Source organism: Pseudomonas sp. 5Vm1k, assembly GCF_056161485.1.
This window is the reverse complement of the sequence record NZ_JBSPCZ010000029.1, coordinates 1-19,028: the sequence shown is the minus strand read 5'-3', so window position 1 is coordinate 19,028 and position 19,028 is coordinate 1. Positions and strand designations below refer to the sequence as shown.

The following is a 19,028-nucleotide window of genomic DNA, read 5'->3' as shown; positions in this document are numbered from 1 at the left end:
AAGCTGTAACGGCTTTGCCGGACTCTACTGTTAATCGCTGCCAAGACTTGTCAGCACACCGAATCCTCTGATCGAGATACACAAGTGATCGAAAATCTACGCAACATCGCCATCATTGCTCACGTTGACCATGGTAAAACCACCCTGGTAGACAAACTCTTGCGTCAATCCGGCACCCTGGAGCGCAACGAGCTCAACGACGAGCGCGTGATGGACTCCAACGACCAGGAGAAAGAGCGCGGTATTACCATTCTGGCGAAAAACACCGCCATCAACTGGAACGGCTACCACATCAACATCGTGGATACCCCGGGCCACGCCGACTTCGGCGGCGAAGTTGAACGCGTAATGTCGATGGTTGACTCCGTTCTGCTGCTGGTTGACGCTCAAGACGGCCCTATGCCGCAAACCCGTTTCGTGACCAAGAAGGCTTTCGAAGCCGGCCTGCGTCCAATCGTGGTTATCAACAAGGTTGACCGTCCAGGCGCACGTCCGGACTGGGTTCTGGACCAGATCTTCGACCTGTTCGACAACCTCGGTGCTACCGAAGAACAGCTGGACTTCAAAGTTGTCTACGCCTCGGCCCTGAACGGCATTGCCGGTCTGGAACACACCGACATGGCTGAAGACATGACCCCGCTGTACCAGTCGATCGTCGACAACGTACCAGCACCGAAAGTTGACCGTGACGGTCCGTTCCAGATGCAAATCTCGGCACTGGACTACAACAGCTTCCTGGGCATCATCGGCGTTGGCCGTATCGCTCGTGGTCGCGTCAAGCCGAACACCCAAGTTGTGGCGATCGATGCCGACGGCAAGCGCCGTAACGGCCGTATCCTGAAGCTGATGGGCCACCACGGTCTGCACCGTATCGACGTTGACGAAGCAGCTGCCGGCGACATCGTCTGCATCAGCGGCTTCGATTCGCTGTTCATCTCCGACACTCTGTGCGACCCACTGAACGTTGAAGCGATGAAGCCGCTGACCGTTGACGAACCAACCGTTTCGATGACCTTCCAGGTTAACGACTCGCCGTTCTGCGGCCGTGAAGGCAAGTTCGTCACCAGCCGTAACATCAAAGAGCGTCTGGACAAAGAACTGCTCTACAACGTTGCCCTGCGCGTTGAAGAAGGCGACACCGCCGACAAGTTCAAAGTGTCTGGCCGTGGTGAGCTGCACTTGTCCGTACTGATCGAAACCATGCGTCGCGAAGGCTTCGAAATGGGTGTTGGTCGTCCGGAAGTGATCATCCGTATGGTTGACGGCGTTAAGCACGAACCGTACGAAAACGTGACCATCGACCTGCCAGAAGAATCGCAAGGTTCGATCATGGAACAGATCGGTATCCGTAAAGGCGACCTGACCAACATGGTTCCGGATGGCAAGGGCCGTGTGCGCCTTGAGTACAACATCCCGGCTCGTGGCTTGATCGGTTTCCGTAACGAGTTCCTGACCCTGACCTCCGGTGCAGGCATCCTGACCTCGATCTTCGACCGTTACGACGTGATGAAGTCCGGCGACATGTCCGGCCGTCAGAACGGCGTGCTGGTTTCGGTTGCTACCGGTAAGGCTCTGACTTACTCGCTGGAAACCCTGCAAGCTCGCGGCAAACTGTTCCTGGGTCACGGCGAAGACGTGTACGAAGGTCAAATCGTCGGCATCAACAGCCGCGACAACGACCTGGGCGTCAACCCAACCAAAGGCAAGAAGCTCGACAACATGCGTGCCTCGGGTAAAGACGAAACCATCGCTTTGGTTCCGCCTATCCGTTTCACCCTGGAGCAAGCTCTGGAATTCGTTCAAGAAGACGAATTGTGCGAAGTCACTCCTAAGTCCATCCGTCTTCGTAAGAAGATCCTGGGCGAAAGCGAGCGTACCCGCGCTGCCAAGAAGTCCGGTAACTAAGTTATTTAGTTAGCTGACAAAAAAACGCCCCCGACCGCAAGGTCGGGGGCGTTTTTGTTTGTCTGGGGTTTGTGCGGTGTTTGTGTCGGCCTCTTCGCGGGCAAGCCTCGCTCCTACAGGTTCGGGTGATACGCGATTGCCGCGAACGACGTAATTCCCCTGTAGGAGCGAGGCTTGCCCGCGAAGGCAATCTGTCAGGCAGCGAGATTCCGGATCAAAACTTCTCGAGGGTGCGACGGCTCTCGCTGGTCTCACGCGCCACTTCTTTGGGCTTGTAAGCGCAATACCCCGGCCGCGGTCCGATTTTCGGGTGGTTGCGGCAAGTATCCGGGCGCTTTTCATAAATAGTGCACAGACGGCTCTTACGATCCAGGTACAGGCAATCGTTGTTGCTCATGCGCTGGAGGGTGAAGATCTCGGTCTTCTGGCTGTAACGCTCGACGATCCCTTCCTTCTGCAGGCGCTTGGCGATGTTCTTCGCCGGTTCGCCGCGCTCGAACTCGTCGACGATGCCGATGCGGATCAGATCCTTGATCTTGACCTCGACCGGCAAGGTGCAGCAGCTCGACACGCAGGAACCGCACATCGGGGCAGAATATTTGGCCCAGGTATCGAGGCGGTCGATCTCCGCGGCGGCGATCAGGTTGGACTTCATCATCGGTTGTTACCAGCGTGTGCATCAGGGCGCGCGATGATACCGGGACTGGTGGATTTTTGAACAACCTTTCGCCAGTTTTTTTCCGGATCGCCCAATAATTACCGTTAATCCGGCACGGCCCCTGCATTGATTCAGACACATGACAATCTAATGCCGACCTATCTCGCACTATCAGGAAAAACTGCCGAACCAGAGCCCATACCGCCTGTCAGACCGTCTAGGCTCAGACAATTCAAAGCTCGCTCGAGGTCCTATCGATGACTCAAGAACCACTTGTTCGCGAAGCAGAGGTGGCCGCATTCCGCGACGCCGTCTTGACCAAACTCACCTACGCGGTGGGTAAAGACCCGGATCACGCCTTCGACCACGATTGGTTCGAAGCTATTGCGCTGGCAGCGCGCGACCACATGGTCGAGCACTGGATGGACCACACGCGGCAGATTTACCGCAAAGGCCAGAAGCGGGTTTACTACCTTTCCCTGGAATTTCTCATTGGCCGCTTGCTCTATGACAGCCTGAGCAACCTTGGCCTGCTCGACGTCGCCCGCGAAGCGTTGACCGAACTCGGCGTCGACCTGGAGCGCATCCGCCTGCTGGAGCCCGATGCGGCGCTGGGCAACGGCGGCCTCGGCCGTTTGGCGGCGTGCTTCATGGAGAGCATGTCGACCCTCGGCATCGCCGGCCATGGCTACGGCATTCGTTATGAACACGGCTTGTTCCGCCAGGCCATCGTTGATGGCTGGCAACAGGAGCAGACCGAGCACTGGCTGGATTTCGGCAACCCGTGGGAGTTCGAACGGCCAGAGGTCGTTTACCCGATCGGCTTTGGCGGCAGCGTTGAAACCGTCACTGACGAGGCCGGCAAGTCCCGGCAAGTCTGGACCCCGGCGGAAACCGTGCGGGCCATTGCCTATGACACCCCCGTGGTCGGCTGGCGTGGTGCGAGCGTCAACACCCTGCGCTTGTGGCGTGCCCGTGCCGTAGAAGATTTGCACCTGGAACGTTTCAACGCCGGTGACCACTTGGGCGCTGTGGCCGAAGTGGCCCGGGCCGAAAGTATTTCCCGCGTGCTGTACCCGGCGGACAGCACCGAAGCTGGCCAGGAACTGCGCCTGCGTCAGGAATACTTCTTCGTCGCCGCGTCCCTGCAGGATTTGCTGCGTCGCCATCGCAACATGCATACCTCGGTGTTGACCCTGGGCGATCATGCGGCGATCCAGCTCAACGACACCCACCCCTCGATTGCCGTGGCCGAGCTGATGCGTCAACTGGTCGACGTCTACGACGTCGCGTGGGATGCCGCGTGGCAGGTGACGGTCGATACCCTCTCGTACACCAACCACACGCTGTTGCCGGAAGCGCTGGAAACCTGGCCAGTCGGTTTGATGGAGCGGATGCTGCCGCGGCACATGCAGATCATCTACTTGATCAACGCCCAGCACATCGACTCGCTGCGGGCCAAGGGCATCCACGACTTTGACGTGCTGCGTGCGGTGTCGCTGATCGAGGAAGACAACGGCCGTCGCGTGCGCATGGGCAACCTGGCGTTCCTCGGTTCCCACAGCGTCAACGGCGTATCCGGGCTGCACACGCAACTGATGCGCAAAACCGTATTCTCGGAACTGCACAAGCTCTACCCCGACCGGATCAACAACAAGACCAACGGCATCACCTTCCGCCGCTGGCTCTACCAGGCCAACTCCGAACTCACGTCGATGCTGGTCGATGCGCTCGGGCCGGACTTACTGGATAACCCGGAAGAGCGCTTGCTCGATCTGGAGCCTTTCGCCGAGAAGACCGCTTTCCGCAAGGCCTTCGCCGATCAGCGTCTGCACAGCAAGAAAGCCCTGGCTTACTTGATCCATGAACGGCTGGGCATCGCAGTCAACCCGGCGGCGATGTTCGATGTGCAGGTCAAGCGGATCCACGAATACAAACGCCAGTTGCTCAACCTGTTGCACACCGTCGCGCTGTATCAGGCGATTCGTGCCGAGCCGGAAATCGACTGGGTGCCGCGAGTGAAGATCTTCGCCGGCAAGGCTGCGGCGAGTTATCACCAGGCCAAGTTGATCATCAAGTTGACCAACGACATCGCCCGGGTGGTCAACAACGACCCGACCGTGCGCGGCTTGCTCAAAGTGGTGTTCCTGCCCAACTACAACGTCAGCCTGGCGGAGAGCATCATTCCGGCGGCGGATTTGTCGGAGCAGATTTCCACCGCCGGCTTCGAAGCGTCGGGCACCAGTAACATGAAGTTCGGCCTTAACGGTGCGCTGACCATCGGTACGCTCGATGGCGCCAACGTCGAAATGTGCGAGCGGATCGGCGCCGAGCACATGTTTATCTTCGGTCTTAGCGCGCAACAGGTTGAAGCGCGCAAGCAGAACCATGAGTTCAACGCTGCTCCCGATATTGCCGCGTCCCATCGACTCAATGACGTACTGCAAGCGATTCGCGGCGGGGTGTTCTCGCCGGATGATCCGTCCCGTTACGCCGGGTTGGTCGATTCGCTGATCGACTACGACCGTTTCCTGGTCTGCGCCGATTTCGACTCCTACTGGGACGCACAGATGCGCGTCGAGGCGCATTGGCATGATTCGAAAGAGTGGTGGCGTTCGGCGGTGTTGAACACGTCGCGGATGGGCTGGTTCTCGTCGGATCGGACGATTCGCGAGTACGCCACGGATATCTGGAAGGCTTTGGAGTAACTTCTCGATCGGATCGATATACTAGCGCCCCGAAAAGATCGCAGCCTTCGGCAGCTCCTACAGTCAGTGTTCACCTAATATGGGTGGGACGCGGTCGGTGTAGGAGCTGCCGTAGGCTGCGATCTTTGCTGTTCGGGCTGCGCTAATCCTATCGGATTGGCCTCTGTGCTTAGGGATATCGACCATGCAATGGATTTTAATGCTGATTGGCCTGGTGCTGGGCTGGATACTCGACGAGTCATTCAGCGAGGCGCTGCTGGGTGCGCTGCTCGGGTTGGGCATCGGCCAGGCCTTTCGCATTGGCCGCTTGAGCTCGCAATCGGCCGAGCAGCGCCGACTGCTTGAACAGGCACAGGTGGCGTTGAATACGGTGCAGCAACGCCTGGCGTTGTTGGAGGTGTCCGGCGTTAAAGCGCCAGAGACCAGTCAACCCGAAGTCATTCAACCTGAAGTCAGCGAACCCGTTGCTTCCCCTGAATTCATCCTCGACGACATTACAATCGAGTCCCCGGAGCTGATCTGGGAGCTGCCGCCCGAACTCGAACCGATCACCGCCGCCGCCACGCAAAGCAGCCGTCCGCTGCCCGCCGATGTCTGGACCCCGGAACCGGTCGCCCGCGAACCACGACAACCCGCCGCACCTCGCGAACCGAATGTCTTCGACCGCGCCATCAACGGTGCGCGCAACTGGCTGTTCGGTGGTAACACCGTGCTGCGGGTTGGCGTGGTGCTGTTGTTCCTTGGCCTGGCGTTCCTGTTGCGCTACGCCACCGAAGGCATGGTGGTGCCGATCGAGATGCGTTACGCCGGGGTCGCCGCCAGCGCCTTGGGCTTGCTCGGTTTGGGCTGGTGGCTGCGCCATCGCAATAACCAATATGCGTTGATGTTGCAAGGCACCGGGATCGCCGTGTTGTACCTGACAGTGTTCGCCGCGATGCGCTTGCACCCGCTACTCGACCCGACGGCGGCCTTGGGTTTGCTGGTGGCGGTAACGGTGTTTTCAGCAATTCTGGCAATCACCCAGGATTCCCTGGCCCTGGCCTGCGCCGCCGCACTGGGCGGCTTCGCCGCGCCGATCCTGACCTCGACGGGCGCCGGCAACCACGTCGCGCTGTTCAGCTACTTCGCGCTGCTCAATACCGGCATCCTTGCGATTGCCTGGTTCAAGGCCTGGCGACCGCTTAACCTGATCGGCTTTGTCGGCACCTTCGGCATCGGTTTCGCCTGGGGCCTGCGCTCTTACGCGCCGGAGTTGCTGTGGAGCACCGAACCGTTCCTGATTCTGTTCTTCCTGATGTACCTGGGCATCGGTCTGTTGTTTACCCGGCGCAAGTTGTTGGAGATGACCGATGCACCGGCGGACGACAGTCGCCAGGCACTGCTGCACTGGTCGGCGCGCAAGGGCGATTACGTCGACGGCACAATGCTGTTCGGGCCGCCGCTGGTGGGTTTCGGTTTGCAGTTCGCACTGGTCCAGCATCTGGAATTCGCCGCCGCCTTCAGCGCGTTGGCGTTGGGCATGATCTACATGGGGCTGGCGCGGTTGCTGATGGGCGGTCGCGCGTTGTTGCTGGCGGAAACATGCCTGGCCCTCGGCGTGATCTTTACCAGCCTGGCGATCCCCCTGGGTCTCGATGCGCGCTGGACCGCTGCCGCTTGGGCGGTGGAAGGCGCCGGGATTTTCTGGCTTGGCCTGCGTCAGCAACGACCGCTCGCCCGCGCCTTTGCCTTGCTGCTGCAACTGGGCTCGGCGCTGGCGTTTCTGAGCAAATTGCAGCCCGGCGAAAGCAGCCTGCTGGACGGTTCATGGCTGGGCGCGTTGATGCTCGGCGTGGCGTTGCTGTTCAGCTTCTATCAATTGCGCAAAGTCTTGCCGGAGCAGACGTCGGCGTGGGAACGCCAGGGCCTGCCGGTGTTGGCGTGCCTCGGCCTGACCTTCCTTTATCTATTGGCGCCGTTGTTCTTCCTGACCCACGGCACGGCGATCAGTTGGGCATTGGCCGGGTTGGCGACGCTGTTCGTTGGTCTGCGCCTGCAATCACGCGCGTTCCTGTTCACCGCGTTTGCCGTGCAGTTGCTGGGTGGCGCGTTGTTCCTGATACGCCTGAAAGGGGCAAGCGCCGGTTCCGCAGCGGTGTTCAACGCCGGATGGAGCGGGTTGCTCAGTGCCTCGCTGATTGGCCTGGCGTTGATCGCCGGCATGTTGCTCGCGGCCCGTGATGACATGGTGCGCAACGACGCGCGATTGCTGCGTGGCTTGTCGGTGATCTTGCTGGCCGGTCTGGCGCTGATCAACCTTGCGGTGTTGTTCGTGCTGCCATGGCAAACCGCGAGTGCGGTGTGGGCCGGCAGCGGTTTGTTCATCATCTGGTTGAGTCTGTATCTGAAACAGCCGGTGAGTTTTGTCTTCGGTCTGTTGTTGCAGGTGATTGGCGGTGCGCAGTTTCTGTTTGCCGTGCCGGACCTGCTGGGCCCGTTGGTCAGTGAAGGTTTGCGACCGCTGGCCCACAGCGGTTTCTGGACGCCACTGGTGCTAGGCCTGGCCGCGTTCATCGGCGCCTGGCGATTGCAGCTGGGCAATCACGCTTCGGCGTTCGATGCGTTGAGCCTGAATCGTTTGTCCGAACTGCTGCTGGTGTGGGGCGTGGGTTGGTGGGCATTGGCGTGGGTCAGCGAAGTACTGCGATTTGCTCCTGTGGATCTGCAAGGGACATTGCTGTTGGCCGTCGCGGCGCTGAGTGTGGCGCTGTGGACGCTGTTGTCGCTGCGATTGAAATGGTCGGCGCTGGGCTTGCTCTGCACCTTGCTGATTCCGGCCGCGGGGCTGGTGTTGGTTGCCGCGTGGCAGTCGCGTTATCACCCTGCAGCCAACTTTGGCTGGCTGGTGTGGGCGGCGGTGTTCGTCGTGCACTTCATTTCCCTGCGGCGCTTGGCGCCGATGTTGCCGGCACGTGTCCTCAGTACCGCCCATGTGCTCGGCTGCTGGCTGTTGATCGGTGTGCTGGCCCTGGAGTTGCGTTACGGCTTGCTGCTGTTGTCCGAGCAGTACAACGCCTGGCGCTGGTTGGGCTGGGCGATTCTGCCGAGCCTGTATCTGGTGTTGGCCGCCGCGCCGCGCAACTGGCCGTGGCCGGTGTCGGCGTATGCCCGGGAATACCGCGTCTACGCAGCGGCGCCGCTGGCATTGCTGATGCTCGGCTGGTTCTGGTTGGCGAACGGTGTCAGCGACGGCACCGCCGAGCCGCTGCCTTACGTGCCGCTGATCAACCCGCTGGAACTGGGCCTGTTGTTTGCGCTGTTCGGCGTTTACGTCTGGTCGCGTAGCGCGGTGACGCAATTTGCGCTGCCGAAGTTTTACGCCGAGCACGCTACGCAATTGATCGCTGGCGCTTCGTTGTTCGTGTTCTTCTCCGCGGTGGTCACACGCACGGCTCACCATTGGGGCGGCGTACCGTTCGAGCTGGATCTGTTGCTCCCGTCGATGCAAGTGCAGGCCGGTCTGTCGATCGTCTGGACCTTGATGGCGCTGGGCTTGATGATCGGTGGCCATTTGCGCCATCGCCGTGAAGTCTGGCTGATCGGCGCCGCGCTGATTGGCGTGGTGGTGGCCAAACTGTTCTTCATTGAATTGAGTAACCGTGGCGGACTCGCCCGGATCGTCTCGTTTATCGGCGTTGGCGTGTTGCTGCTGGTGGTGGGCTATTTCGCTCCGCTACCGCCCAAGCGCGCCGAAGCTGCGCCGGATGCTGAAAAACCGGCCCCGGAAACCGAAGGAGTGTCGTCTTGAGTCAGAAGCTGAACCTGGGTTGGTTGGGCGCTGTTGCGCTGGGCGTGGCGCTGTCGGCCAGCGCCCAGGAGAAACCTTCGGACTTCAGCACTCAGGTGCCGTTGTCCGTGAGCGGCGAAGGTCCGTGGTACCGACTCGAGCTGCCACTAAGCGTGCAACTGAACGCGCGGCAGACTGATCTGAGCGACGTGCGGGTGTTCAACGCCGCCGGTGAGGCGCAAGCCTATGCCTTGGCCCGGGAAACCGCGCAGTCCGCCGAGAACCGCACCACGACTGACGTGAAATGGTTCCCGCTGTACAACTCGGCGGACGCCACCGAACGCGCGCCGAGTGTGCGGGTGCAATCGAGCGCCAACGGCACATTGGTGCAAGTGCAGCCATCCACTCAACTGGAGGCTGGGGAAGAAGTGCTGCGTGGCTGGTTGCTCGACGCCAGCGCTATCAAGGCGCCGTTGCAGCAGTTGATCCTCGACTGGACCAGCGAGCGCGACGGTTTCCAGCGTTTCAGCATCGAAGCCAGCGATGACTTGCAGCATTGGCAGTCATGGGGCGAAGGGCAGGTGGCGCGTTTGTCGTTTGCCGACGAGCGGGTCGAGCAACATGAAGTTGGCCTGCCGGGGCAATCGGCGCGCTATCTGCGTTTGCTGTGGAACACACCGCAATCGGCGCCGACGCTGACCTCGGCGCAACTGGAAAGCGCCAGCACTCGTAGCCTTCCGCTGCCGTTGGTCTGGTCGCAACCGTTGGCCGGTACCCGCCTGAAGGACGGTGAATACACCTGGCAATTGCCGATGGGGCTGAATGTCGAGCGGGTGCAGGTGGAGTTGAACCAACCCAACAGTCTGGCGCCGGTAACCCTCTCCGGTCGGCGCGAAAGCAGTTTGCCGTGGCAGCCGCTGAGTGGCGGTTTGCTCTATCGCCTGACCCAGAACGGCCAGGACGTGGTGCAGAACGAATTGCAGTTGTCGGGGCAAACCGTGCAGCAGTTGAAGCTGACGGTGGACGAGCGGGGCGGTGGCCTGGGCGCTGAAGCGCCGACCGTGAAATTTGCCGTGCGCTCGACGCAGGTAGTGTTCCTGGCGCGTGGCGCCGGGCCGTACACGCTGGCGCTGGGCAGTGCGACGGTGAAGACGGCTAATTTGCCGTTGTCGACGTTGATCCCGGACTACAGCCCGGCGAAGTTTTCGACTTTGGGCAAGGCTACGGTTGATAGCGGGGCAGCGGTGACTCAGGCGCCGACGGCGGTGGCTGCTGCGACGGCTGATACCAACTGGAAGAAGTTCGGGTTGTGGGCCGTGTTGTTACTGAGTGTGCTGTTTCTGGCGGTGATGGCGGTCAGTCTGTTGCGCAAGCCACCGGTCAAACCCTGAGAATGGCTGGCGCTGCGCGCCATTCGCGGGCAAGCCTCGCTCCTACAGGGACCGCGCTCTTCTGCAGGAGCGAGGCTTGCCCGCGAAGACGGCTTATCGGTCGGCGAAAATGTTAAATTTTGCCGTCGATCCCCAAACCACATCCGCCCCGATTCGAACTACGCTAAACCCCGCACATGAACTCTATTGGGCGTATCACGTCTGATAGGAGGAAATGCGCCACAACTCGCGTTAAACTGCGCGGGTTTTTAGCCCCCCCATTCCACCGGAGCCTTCCATGTCCCGCGTTACCCTGAGTCGCTATTTGATTGAGCAGACCCGTAGCAACAACACCCCTGCCGATCTGCGTTTCCTGATCGAAGTGGTGGCGCGCGCCTGTAAAGAAATCAGCCACGCCGTCTCCAAGGGCGCCCTGGGTGGTGTTCTGGGCAGCATGGGCACTGAAAACGTCCAAGGCGAAGTGCAGAAGAAGCTTGATGTGATGTCCAACGACATCCTGCTCGAAGCCAACGAATGGGGCGGTCACCTGGCCGGCATGGCATCCGAAGAAATGGACAATGCCTACCAGATCCCGGGCAAATACCCGAAAGGTGCGTACCTGCTGGTATTCGACCCACTGGACGGTTCGTCGAACATCGACATCAACGCGCCGGTCGGTACGATCTTCTCGGTGCTGCGTTGCCCGAACGAATACCTGACCCAGAACGAGCCTTTGAACGAAAAGGCCTTCCTGCAGCCAGGCACTCAGCAGGTTGCCGCCGGTTATGCGATTTACGGTCCACAGACCATGCTGGTGCTGACCCTGGGCAATGGCGTCAAAGGCTTCACCCTGGACCGTGAAATGGGCAGCTTCGTACTGACCCACGAAGACATCACGATCCCGGAATCCACTCAGGAGTTCGCGATCAACTCGTCCAACCAGCGTCACTGGGAAGCGCCGGTACAACGCTACGTCAGCGAATTGCTGGCTGGCGATGAAGGTCCTCTGAAAAAGAACTACAACATGCGCTGGGTCGCCGCGATGGTCGCCGATGTGCACCGCATCCTGACCCGTGGCGGTCTGTTCATGTACCCACGCGACAGCCGCGAGCCATCGAAGCCGGGCAAACTGCGCTTGATGTACGAAGCCAACCCGATGTCGTTCCTGGTCGAACAGGCCGGCGGCGCGTCCACCGATGGTCACCAGCGCATTCTCGACATCAAGCCAGATGGTCTGCACCAGCGCGTAGCGGTGTTCCTGGGCTCGAAAGAAGAAGTCGCACGCGTCACGGCTTACCACAAGGAATAAACCCATGACCGCGCCCTGGCAGCCGTTGCTCGAATGGTGGTTCGGATCAGCCGAAGCCCCCAACGACGTAGCGGCTGACAAGGAAAAGTTATGGTTCGGCAAGCGCGACAGCCAGGACCTCGAAGCGCAGACGCGTTTCGGGGACTGGGTTGAGCAGGCACTGGCCGGCGGATTGACCGACTGGGCGCAACGCCCCGAAGGTTGGCTGGCTCTGGTGCTGTTGCTCGATCAACTCCCGCGCATGATCTATCGCGATACCCCCAAATCGTTCTCTGGTGATCTACGGGCTCAAGCCCTGGTGGCGCAAGGCATTGCTGCGGATTTCGATCGGCAATTGCGGCCGATCCAGCGGGTGTTCATCTACTTGGTGTTTGAGCATTGCGAGAATCTGGCGGTGCAAAACGAGGCGGTTTCACGGTTTATCGCGCTGGTTGATGAGCAGCCGGAAGCGGATCGGGTAGTGTTTGCCGATAACCTGGACTATGCCGAGCGGCATCAGAAAATCATTGCGCGGTTTGGACGGTTTCCCCATCGCAATGGGGTGTTGGGAAGGGAATCTACGGCGGAGGAAATTGAGTTTCTTTCGGGGCCGGGATCAAGGTTCTGAATTTTCGTTGTTGCGGATGCCGTCTTCGCGAGCAAGCCCGCTCTCACAGGGGATTTGCGTCGATCACAAATCCAATGTGGGAGCGAGGCTTGCCCGCGAAGGGGCCCGCAAAAGCGGCTTAAATCCTGAAACTACCCACCAACTGCTTCAACCGCGCCGCCTGCTGCTCAAGGTCTGAACACGCGCGCAACGTCGCCTGCAAGTTCTCCACGCCTTCCTGGTTCAGCGTGTTGATCTCGGTGATGTCAACGTTGATCGACTCCACCACGGCGGTCTGTTCTTCGGTGGCGGTGGCCACGGATTGGTTCATACCGTCGATCTCGCCGATACGCTGAGTCACGCTGCCCAGGCGTTCGCCGGCCTGGTTGGCGATGCCGACGCTGCTTTCGCTCTGACGCTGGCTGTCGGTCATGGTGCTTACGGCTTCCCGGGCGCCGACTTGCAGCTCCTCGATCATCTTCTGCACTTGCTGCGCCGAATCCTGGGTGCGATGGGCGAGGTTGCGCACTTCGTCGGCAACCACGGCAAAACCGCGCCCGGCTTCACCGGCACGCGCCGCTTCGATGGCAGCGTTGAGCGCCAGCAAGTTGGTCTGCTGGGAGATGCTGGTGATCACTTCCAGAATCTGCCCGATGTTCACCGTGTTGCTGTTGAGCGTTTCGATGTTGCCGCAAGAATCGCTGATCTTCGCCGACAGCTGCTGCATGGCCGCGATGGTTTTATCCACCACTTGTTGACCGTCCTCGGCCAGCGCGCGGGCATCGCTCGAATGCTGGGAGGCGAGGGCGGCGTTCTGGGCGATTTCCTGGGCGGCGGCGCCCAGTTCGTTGATCGCGGCAGCTACGCTGCTGGTGCGCGAGGATTGCTGGTCGGAGTTGTACATCGACGAATTCGAGGCCGCGACCACACGCAATGCCACTTCGTTGACCTGGCCGGTGGCCGAGGCCACTTCGCGGATCGAGGTGTGGATACGTTCCACAAAGCGGTTGAACGACGTGCCCAGCGCGCCGAACTCATCCTGGCCGTGGATGGTCAGGCGCTTGGTCAAATCACCTTCGCCTTCGGCGATGTCGTGCATGGCGCGGCCCATGGTCAGCAGCGGTTGCATCAGGAAGCTGATCAACATGCCCAGCAGCGCGATGATGATCACCACGGCGATGACCATGGCAATGATGGCCGAGGTGCGGAATTCGCTAAGCATCGCGAACGCGGTGTCCTGATCCAGCACCAGCGCCACGTACCAGTCTGCCGACGGCACGCCGTTGACGTGGGTGAAGGAGATGAACTGGGACTTGCCGTCGAGCTCGACTTCTTTCAGGCCCGGGCTGACTCTTGGCGCGCCGTTCGGGTAGGCCTCGGCCAGGGTCTTGAGCACCAGTTTGCTGTCCGGGTGGATCAGGATCTTGCCGTCGGCGCTGACGATAAACGCATGGCCGTGACCACCGAAGTTCAGCGAGTTGATGATCGCGCTGACGCTGGACAGGTCGATGTCCGCACCGGCGACGCCGATCATCTTGTTCTCATGCTGCACGGGTGTGGCGACGGTGATCACCAGTTTGCCGGACGAAGCGGCAATGTACGGTTCGGTGACGATGGTTTGCCGCGCGTTATCGGCGGCCTTGTACCAGCCACGGGCTCGCGGGTCGTAGTCGGCGGCGCGGCTGCCCGCCGGAATCGAGGTCATCACGCCTTCGGTGCTGCCGAAGTAGCTCAACTGGAAATTGCCAGTGTAGGCCGGCAGGTCGATGGCGCGTTTCAGGCTGGCCGGAGCGCTACCGTCCACGGCGATCTGCTGGGACAGCGATTGCAGCAACTGAATGCGGCTTTCCAGCCAGGTCTGGATGTTGCTGGTGGTCAGGCTGCCGAGTTCCTGCATCGAAGATTCAGTACTGCTGCGCAGAGTCTGGCGCTGGCGGTAGTCGTTGAAGAGGATGAAGCAAGCGAATGCAACGGCCACTACGAGGGCTGCAGCCAACAAGATCTTGTGGCTGAACTTCATGTTTCTGGTCATTAAATGAGCTACCGCGGAGGGACGGGTCAACAGGGGGCGTCAATTTGCCACACTGGCAGACTTAACACTGCTGTTATGTCGACTGCCCAACGCCAAAGATTAGGCGACTTTCTATAAAAACCGACGAAATGCCGAATAGCACGAGAAAGTGGCTGATTTATCGGCAAAAGCCAGACGAGCGGATCAATAAATAGCCGGGCGGTCGGGGAACCAGATAGGGGTTTTCTCTTCTAAGCTTCAGCTTGGCACCTGCCAATCCCCCTTCGCTCCAGGAGCTACACCATGTCGCTGCGATCTATCGCCTTGCTCTCGTTCTGCGTGTTGTTGGTCGCATGCAGCAAGGTCAATCAGGAGAATTATTCCAAGCTGTCGGCCGGCATGGCCAAGGCCGAGGTTGAAACCTTGCTGGGTAAACCCGCCGATTGTTCGGGCGCGCTTGGCATGTCCAGTTGCACCTGGGGCGACAAAAACAGCTTTATCAGCGTGCAGTATGCCGGTGACAAAGTGCTGATGTTTTCCGGCCAAGGCCTGAAGTAAACCGGGGCGATGCGCCCACGGGAGAAAAACAATGAAGCGGTTATTGATAGTTCTTTTCGCTGGCCTGGTATTGGCTGGCTGCGCCTCTTCTGGCGTAGATCCGTTAGCACCCAAGACAGCCAACAGCGTTAACCTCAAGCGTTACCAGGGCACCTGGTACGAGTTGGCCCGCCTGCCGATGTATTTCCAGCGCAACTGCGCGCAATCCGAAGCGCATTACACCCTGTTGCCGGACGGTAACGTCGCGGTGCTCAACCGCTGCCTGACGCCGGACTGGCAATGGGAAGAGGCCAAGGGCACGGCTTATCCGCAAGTGCCGGGCAAGACCGACAAGCTATGGGTCGAGTTCGATACGTGGTTTTCGCGGCTGATTCCGGGTGTGGCGAAGGGTGAGTACTGGGTGCTGTACGTCAGCGACGACTACAAAACCGCCATTGTTGGCGACCCGAGCCGCAAGTATCTGTGGCTGCTGTCCCGGACCCCGACGGTCAACGGTGTGGTGCGTGAAGAACTGCTGAGCAAGGCGCGTCAGCAGGGTTACGACACTACGCGACTGATCTGGCGTGCGACGGATACGAAGATGGCCAAGACCTCGAACTAATAGTCACCGAAGGCCCCATGTGGGAGCGGGCTTGCTCGCGAAAGCCGTTGTTCATTCAACATTGATGTTGACTGACACGACGCCTTCGCGAGCAAGCCCGCTCCCACATTTTGTTTTACGTTAGCCCAACAGATCGCGCAGGACTTGGGTGAACGCCCGGTTGCTCTCTTCTTCACCGGCATGACGCCCGTCACGCACAACCCACTGGCCATTAACCAGCACATCGCGCACCTGGCGATCACCACCAGCGAACAGCCAGCGATTCAAAATCCCGTCACCACTGGCGGTCGCCAGGTACGGATCATTACCGTCCAGCACCAACCAATCCGCACGCTTGCCGACTTCCAATGCGCCAATCGGCTGACCCAGCGCCTGAGCGCCGCCATCCAATGCGGCGTCGTACAGCGTGCGGCCAACCATCGGCTGCTCTGCGCCATACAAGCGATTACGCCGTTGATCACGCAGCCGCTGGCCGTATTCCAGCCACCGCAATTCTTCCACCACACTCAATGACACATGGCTGTCGGAACCGATGCCCATGCGCCCGCCTTGGGCGAGAAAGTCCACCGCCGGGAAAATCCCGTCGCCGAGGTTGGCTTCGGTGGTCAGGCACAGGCCGGCGATGGCGCGACTCTTGGCCATCAGCGTGACTTCTTCCGCGTTGGCGTGGGTCGCGTGGACCAGGCACCAGCGCTGATCGACTTCAGTATTTTCGTACAGCCATTGCAGCGGGCGACGGCCGCTCCAGCTCAGGCAGTCGTCGACTTCCTTCTGCTGTTCGGCGATGTGAATGTGCACCGGGCATTGCTTGTCGCTGGCGGCCAGCACTTCGCTGATCTGCTGCGGGGTGACCGCGCGCAACGAGTGGAAACACAGTCCCAGCGACTGCGCCGGTTGCTGCGCCAGGATCGGTTGCAAACGCGACTGAAGCTTGAGGTAGTTTTCGGTGCTGTTGATAAAGCGCCGCTGACCGTCGTTCGGGGTTTGGCCGCCGAAACCGGAATGGCTGTAGAGCACTGGCAGCAAAGTCAAACCGATACCGGCAGAGCTGGCGGCCTGGCTAATGCGCAAGGCCAGTTCGGCTGGATCAGCGTAGGGCTGGCCGTTGGTGTCGTGGTGCACGTAATGAAATTCCGCGACCGAGGTATAACCGGCCTTGAGCATTTCAATGTACAGCTGCCGGGCGATGACGCCGAGCTGGTCCGGGCTGATTTTTCCGACGAGGCGATACATCAAATCGCGCCAGGTCCAGAAACTATCGTTCGGATTGCCCGCCACTTCCGCCAGCCCGGCCATGGCTCGCTGGAAGGCGTGGGAGTGCAGATTCGGCATGCCCGGCAGCAGCGGACCGCTTAGCCGTTCGGCGCCATCTGCGTGGGAATCGGCCTGGATATGGGTCAAGACGCCGTCGGCGCTGACCTCAAGACGTACATTGTTGGCCCATCCACTAGGCAGCAGCGCGCGTTCGGCAAAGAAGGCGGACATGGTTCAGCACCCCATCGTGTGTTATTTGTATATACATATACAGACGTTTGCCTGCTCGGTAAACTCCGGCAAGCTAGCAACCTCTAACAGACGATCAAGGATTAACCGTGCCGACTCCGCCTGCAGTGTCACCGTTGGCCGCGAACATGGGCGACAGTCCGGCGCCCTTGTACGCCCGCGTCAAACAGATGATCACCCAGCAAATCGACAGTGGGAACTGGCCGCCGCACTACCGCGTTCCGTCGGAAAGCGAGCTGGTCAATCAACTGGGTTTCAGCCGCATGACCATCAACCGCGCGCTGCGCGAGATGACCGCCGACGGTCTGCTGGTGCGCATGCAAGGCGTCGGCACCTTTGTCGCCGAGCCGAAAAGCCAGTCCGCACTGTTTGAAGTGCACAACATCGCCGACGAAATCGCCTCGCGCGGTCATCGCCACACCTGCAAGGTCATCACCCTTGAAGAAGAGGCCGCCGGTTCCGAGCGCGCCCTGGCCCTGGACATGCGCGAAGGCCAGAAGGTGTTCCACTCGCTGATCGTGCATTTCGAAAACGACATTCCGGTGCAAATCGAAGACCGTTTCGTCAACGCGCTGGTGGCCCCGGAATATCTCAAGCAAGACTTCACCTTGCAAACGCCTTACGCCTACCTGAACCAGGTCGCGCCGCTGACTGAAGGCGAGCACGTGGTCGAGGCGATTCTGGCCGAGGCCAGCGAGTGCAAATTGCTGCAGATTGAAAAAGGCGAGCCGTGCCTGCTGATCCGTCGCCGCACCTGGTCCGGCCGTCAGCCAGTGACCGCCGCCCGTTTGATCCACCCCGGTTCCCGTCATCGTCTGGAAGGTCGGTTTCATAAATGAATCAAGTGAAGTTGTTACGTGCAGTTGATTACCCGCGCATGCCATGGAAAAACGGCGGCGGCAGCACTGAAGAAATCACCCGCGATGCGGGCACTGGCCTCGATGGTTTTGGCTGGCGCCTGTCGATTGCTGATATTGGTGAGTCGGGCGGTTTCTCGACATTCGCCGGTTATGAGCGCGTGATCACCGTGCTGCAGGGCGACGGTATGACCTTGCGTGTCGATGGCCAGGACACGCGGCCACTGTTACCGCTGGACCCATTTGCCTTCAGCGGGGAGAGCCAGGTCTCGTGCACTTTGCTCGGCGGGCCGATTCGCGATTTCAACCTAATCTATGCGCCGCAGCGTTACAGCGCGCGGTTGCAGTGGCTGGACGGTAAGCAGCGGTTTTTCAGTTCGGCCGGGACTGTGTTGGTATTCAGTGTCACCGAGGCGCTGGAAGTGAAGGTCGGTAACAGCGACGCACAACTGGGTCGCCATGATTGCCTGCAACTTGACGGTAATGCTGGCCTGCTGGAAGTCTCCAGTAACGGCCCGTGCTGTGTGATCGAGCTGATCGCACGCTGATTCAACTGTTTAGAAAATCTCTGTGGCGAGGGGGCTTGCCCCCGTTGGGTGGCGAAGCCGCCCCCCGATGTTCGCATCAAATTTTGCGGCTGCTGCGCAGCCGAACGGGGGCAAGCCCCCTCGCCACAAAAAGCGGTCTCCTCCTGTTCCCCAAAGCGCACCACTTTGTTACCGAACGCCCCAGCGTGGCGCAAAACCCCGCTCAAGTAACAGCCGTCACCCTCGCGCAAAAATCCCCCCGAAAAATTTCATCTCCACCAAAACCCTTGATCTACAAGCGCTCCAGCTCTGCCAAGAAGTTTTCTTGAATGCCTATCCAATAAGTTGGCCGCTTGATTGCATATGCTTGTATGTACAAGTAAAGACGTATGCGTATGAGTCGACCGAGACTCCTCGCAGCGTCCACTGATTCGCTTGTGGCGCAACGACGCGCACAGGCTGGCTTGCCCACTGCCAGGGTTGGTTTGAATTGATCGCTGAGGAGTCTTTTTCGTGACTGACAATACCCAGAAACCTACTAAGTTTCGTGACGTTGAAATCCGTGCCGCCCGCGGTAACAAGCTGACCGCCAAGAGCTGGCTGACCGAAGCGCCGCTGCGCATGTTGATGAACAACCTCGACCCGGAAGTCGCCGAGAACCCTAAAGAA

Annotated in this window: 14 protein-coding genes and 1 pseudogene; 11 read left to right on the top strand and 4 right to left on the bottom strand. The window is 60.0% G+C overall.

Translation table 11 applies throughout. From position 1 onward, the window contains the following. The first annotated feature begins 84 nt into the window (after positions 1 to 84). Positions 85 to 1,905, top strand: coding sequence for a translational GTPase TypA (typA, locus tag ACWIKB_RS31690; RefSeq protein ID WP_201192191.1), 1,821 nt, complete (start codon positions 85 to 87; stop codon positions 1,903 to 1,905). Between the two features lie 214 nt (positions 1,906 to 2,119). On the opposite strand, the gene ACWIKB_RS31685 is transcribed toward typA, so the two are convergent. Then, positions 2,120 to 2,560 (bottom strand): YkgJ family cysteine cluster protein, encoded by a 441-nt coding sequence (locus ACWIKB_RS31685; protein ID WP_131061316.1) that lies wholly within the window; start codon positions 2,558 to 2,560, stop codon positions 2,120 to 2,122. A gap of 260 nt (positions 2,561 to 2,820) precedes the next feature. Between ACWIKB_RS31685 and ACWIKB_RS31680 the strand changes: the two genes are divergently transcribed. The 5 genes from ACWIKB_RS31680 to ACWIKB_RS31660 all read left to right on the top strand — a co-directional run bounded on the left by ACWIKB_RS31680 (position 2,821) and on the right by ACWIKB_RS31660 (position 12,323). Next, on the top strand, positions 2,821 to 5,271 hold the full coding sequence (locus ACWIKB_RS31680; protein WP_475271377.1) for a glycogen/starch/alpha-glucan phosphorylase: 2,451 nt from the start codon (positions 2,821 to 2,823) through the stop codon (positions 5,269 to 5,271). Between the two features lie 184 nt (positions 5,272 to 5,455). Next, the gene (locus ACWIKB_RS31675) at positions 5,456 to 9,058 is read left to right on the top strand and encodes a DUF2339 domain-containing protein (protein WP_475271376.1); all 3,603 of its coding nucleotides are present in this window, start codon (positions 5,456 to 5,458) and stop codon (positions 9,056 to 9,058) included. Next, the gene (locus tag ACWIKB_RS31670) at positions 9,055 to 10,428 is read left to right on the top strand and encodes a DUF3999 domain-containing protein (protein ID WP_475271375.1); all 1,374 of its coding nucleotides are present in this window, start codon (positions 9,055 to 9,057) and stop codon (positions 10,426 to 10,428) included. Before ACWIKB_RS31675 ends, ACWIKB_RS31670 begins: the two co-directional genes overlap by 4 nt. Before the next feature lie 277 nt (positions 10,429 to 10,705). Beyond that, positions 10,706 to 11,716, top strand: coding sequence for a class 1 fructose-bisphosphatase (locus tag ACWIKB_RS31665; RefSeq protein ID WP_090176717.1), 1,011 nt, complete (start codon positions 10,706 to 10,708; stop codon positions 11,714 to 11,716). Positions 11,717 to 11,720: 4 nt separating this feature from the next. Continuing rightward, positions 11,721 to 12,323, top strand: a complete 603-nt coding sequence (locus tag ACWIKB_RS31660) for a DUF924 family protein (protein ID WP_475271374.1) — start codon at positions 11,721 to 11,723, stop codon at positions 12,321 to 12,323. Positions 12,324 to 12,441: 118 nt separating this feature from the next. On the opposite strand, the gene ACWIKB_RS31655 is transcribed toward ACWIKB_RS31660, so the two are convergent. Both ACWIKB_RS31655 and ACWIKB_RS31650 read right to left on the bottom strand, forming a co-directional pair. Then, the gene (locus ACWIKB_RS31655) at positions 12,442 to 13,206 is read right to left on the bottom strand and encodes a methyl-accepting chemotaxis protein (protein WP_413786163.1); all 765 of its coding nucleotides are present in this window, start codon (positions 13,204 to 13,206) and stop codon (positions 12,442 to 12,444) included. Positions 13,207 to 13,299: 93 nt separating this feature from the next. After that, positions 13,300 to 14,322: pseudogene (locus ACWIKB_RS31650) on the bottom strand (HAMP domain-containing protein); the annotation flags it as partial. A 294-nt stretch (positions 14,323 to 14,616) separates the two neighbouring features. Here ACWIKB_RS31650 and ACWIKB_RS31645 point away from each other — a divergent pair. Continuing rightward, positions 14,617 to 14,871, top strand: a complete 255-nt coding sequence (locus ACWIKB_RS31645; protein WP_054054697.1) for a hypothetical protein — start codon at positions 14,617 to 14,619, stop codon at positions 14,869 to 14,871. Between the two features lie 31 nt (positions 14,872 to 14,902). Beyond that, positions 14,903 to 15,472, top strand: a complete 570-nt coding sequence (locus ACWIKB_RS31640) for a lipocalin family protein (RefSeq protein ID WP_475271373.1) — start codon at positions 14,903 to 14,905, stop codon at positions 15,470 to 15,472. A gap of 120 nt (positions 15,473 to 15,592) precedes the next feature. Here the strand turns inward: ACWIKB_RS31640 and ACWIKB_RS31635 are convergent, their stop codons facing one another. Then, positions 15,593 to 16,957: a formimidoylglutamate deiminase gene (locus tag ACWIKB_RS31635; RefSeq protein ID WP_475271372.1), complete on the bottom strand. Its 1,365-nt coding sequence runs from the start codon at positions 16,955 to 16,957 to the stop codon at positions 15,593 to 15,595. A gap of 146 nt (positions 16,958 to 17,103) precedes the next feature. On the opposite strand from ACWIKB_RS31635, the gene hutC reads away from it, so the two are divergent. The 3 genes from hutC to ACWIKB_RS31620 all read left to right on the top strand — a co-directional run. After that, positions 17,104 to 17,814, top strand: a complete 711-nt coding sequence (hutC, locus tag ACWIKB_RS31630; protein WP_201192620.1) for a histidine utilization repressor — start codon at positions 17,104 to 17,106, stop codon at positions 17,812 to 17,814. Further along, entirely contained in the window at positions 17,811 to 18,380 is a 570-nt protein-coding gene (locus ACWIKB_RS31625; RefSeq protein WP_475271371.1) for a HutD/Ves family protein, read from the top strand. The genes hutC and ACWIKB_RS31625 overlap by 4 nt, the downstream gene beginning before the upstream one ends. A gap of 492 nt (positions 18,381 to 18,872) precedes the next feature. Beyond that, positions 18,873 to 19,028 (top strand): hypothetical protein (locus ACWIKB_RS31620; protein ID WP_475271410.1); only part of this gene is annotated, 156 nt, incomplete at its 3' end.

Coding starts and splice junctions, on each gene's coding strand:
- ACWIKB_RS31665 (WP_090176717.1), top strand. CDS start 10,706: ATGTCCCGCGTTACCCTGAGTCGCTATTTGATTGAGCAGACCCGTAGC.
- ACWIKB_RS31675 (WP_475271376.1), top strand. CDS start 5,456: ATGCAATGGATTTTAATGCTGATTGGCCTGGTGCTGGGCTGGATACTC.
- ACWIKB_RS31635 (WP_475271372.1), bottom strand. CDS start 16,957: ATGTCCGCCTTCTTTGCCGAACGCGCGCTGCTGCCTAGTGGATGGGCC.
- ACWIKB_RS31640 (WP_475271373.1), top strand. CDS start 14,903: ATGAAGCGGTTATTGATAGTTCTTTTCGCTGGCCTGGTATTGGCTGGC.
- ACWIKB_RS31660 (WP_475271374.1), top strand. CDS start 11,721: ATGACCGCGCCCTGGCAGCCGTTGCTCGAATGGTGGTTCGGATCAGCC.
- ACWIKB_RS31680 (WP_475271377.1), top strand. CDS start 2,821: ATGACTCAAGAACCACTTGTTCGCGAAGCAGAGGTGGCCGCATTCCGC.
- ACWIKB_RS31625 (WP_475271371.1), top strand. CDS start 17,811: ATGAATCAAGTGAAGTTGTTACGTGCAGTTGATTACCCGCGCATGCCA.
- ACWIKB_RS31645 (WP_054054697.1), top strand. CDS start 14,617: ATGTCGCTGCGATCTATCGCCTTGCTCTCGTTCTGCGTGTTGTTGGTC.
- ACWIKB_RS31685 (WP_131061316.1), bottom strand. CDS start 2,560: ATGAAGTCCAACCTGATCGCCGCCGCGGAGATCGACCGCCTCGATACC.
- ACWIKB_RS31655 (WP_413786163.1), bottom strand. CDS start 13,206: ATGTACAACTCCGACCAGCAATCCTCGCGCACCAGCAGCGTAGCTGCC.
- hutC (WP_201192620.1), top strand. CDS start 17,104: ATGGGCGACAGTCCGGCGCCCTTGTACGCCCGCGTCAAACAGATGATC.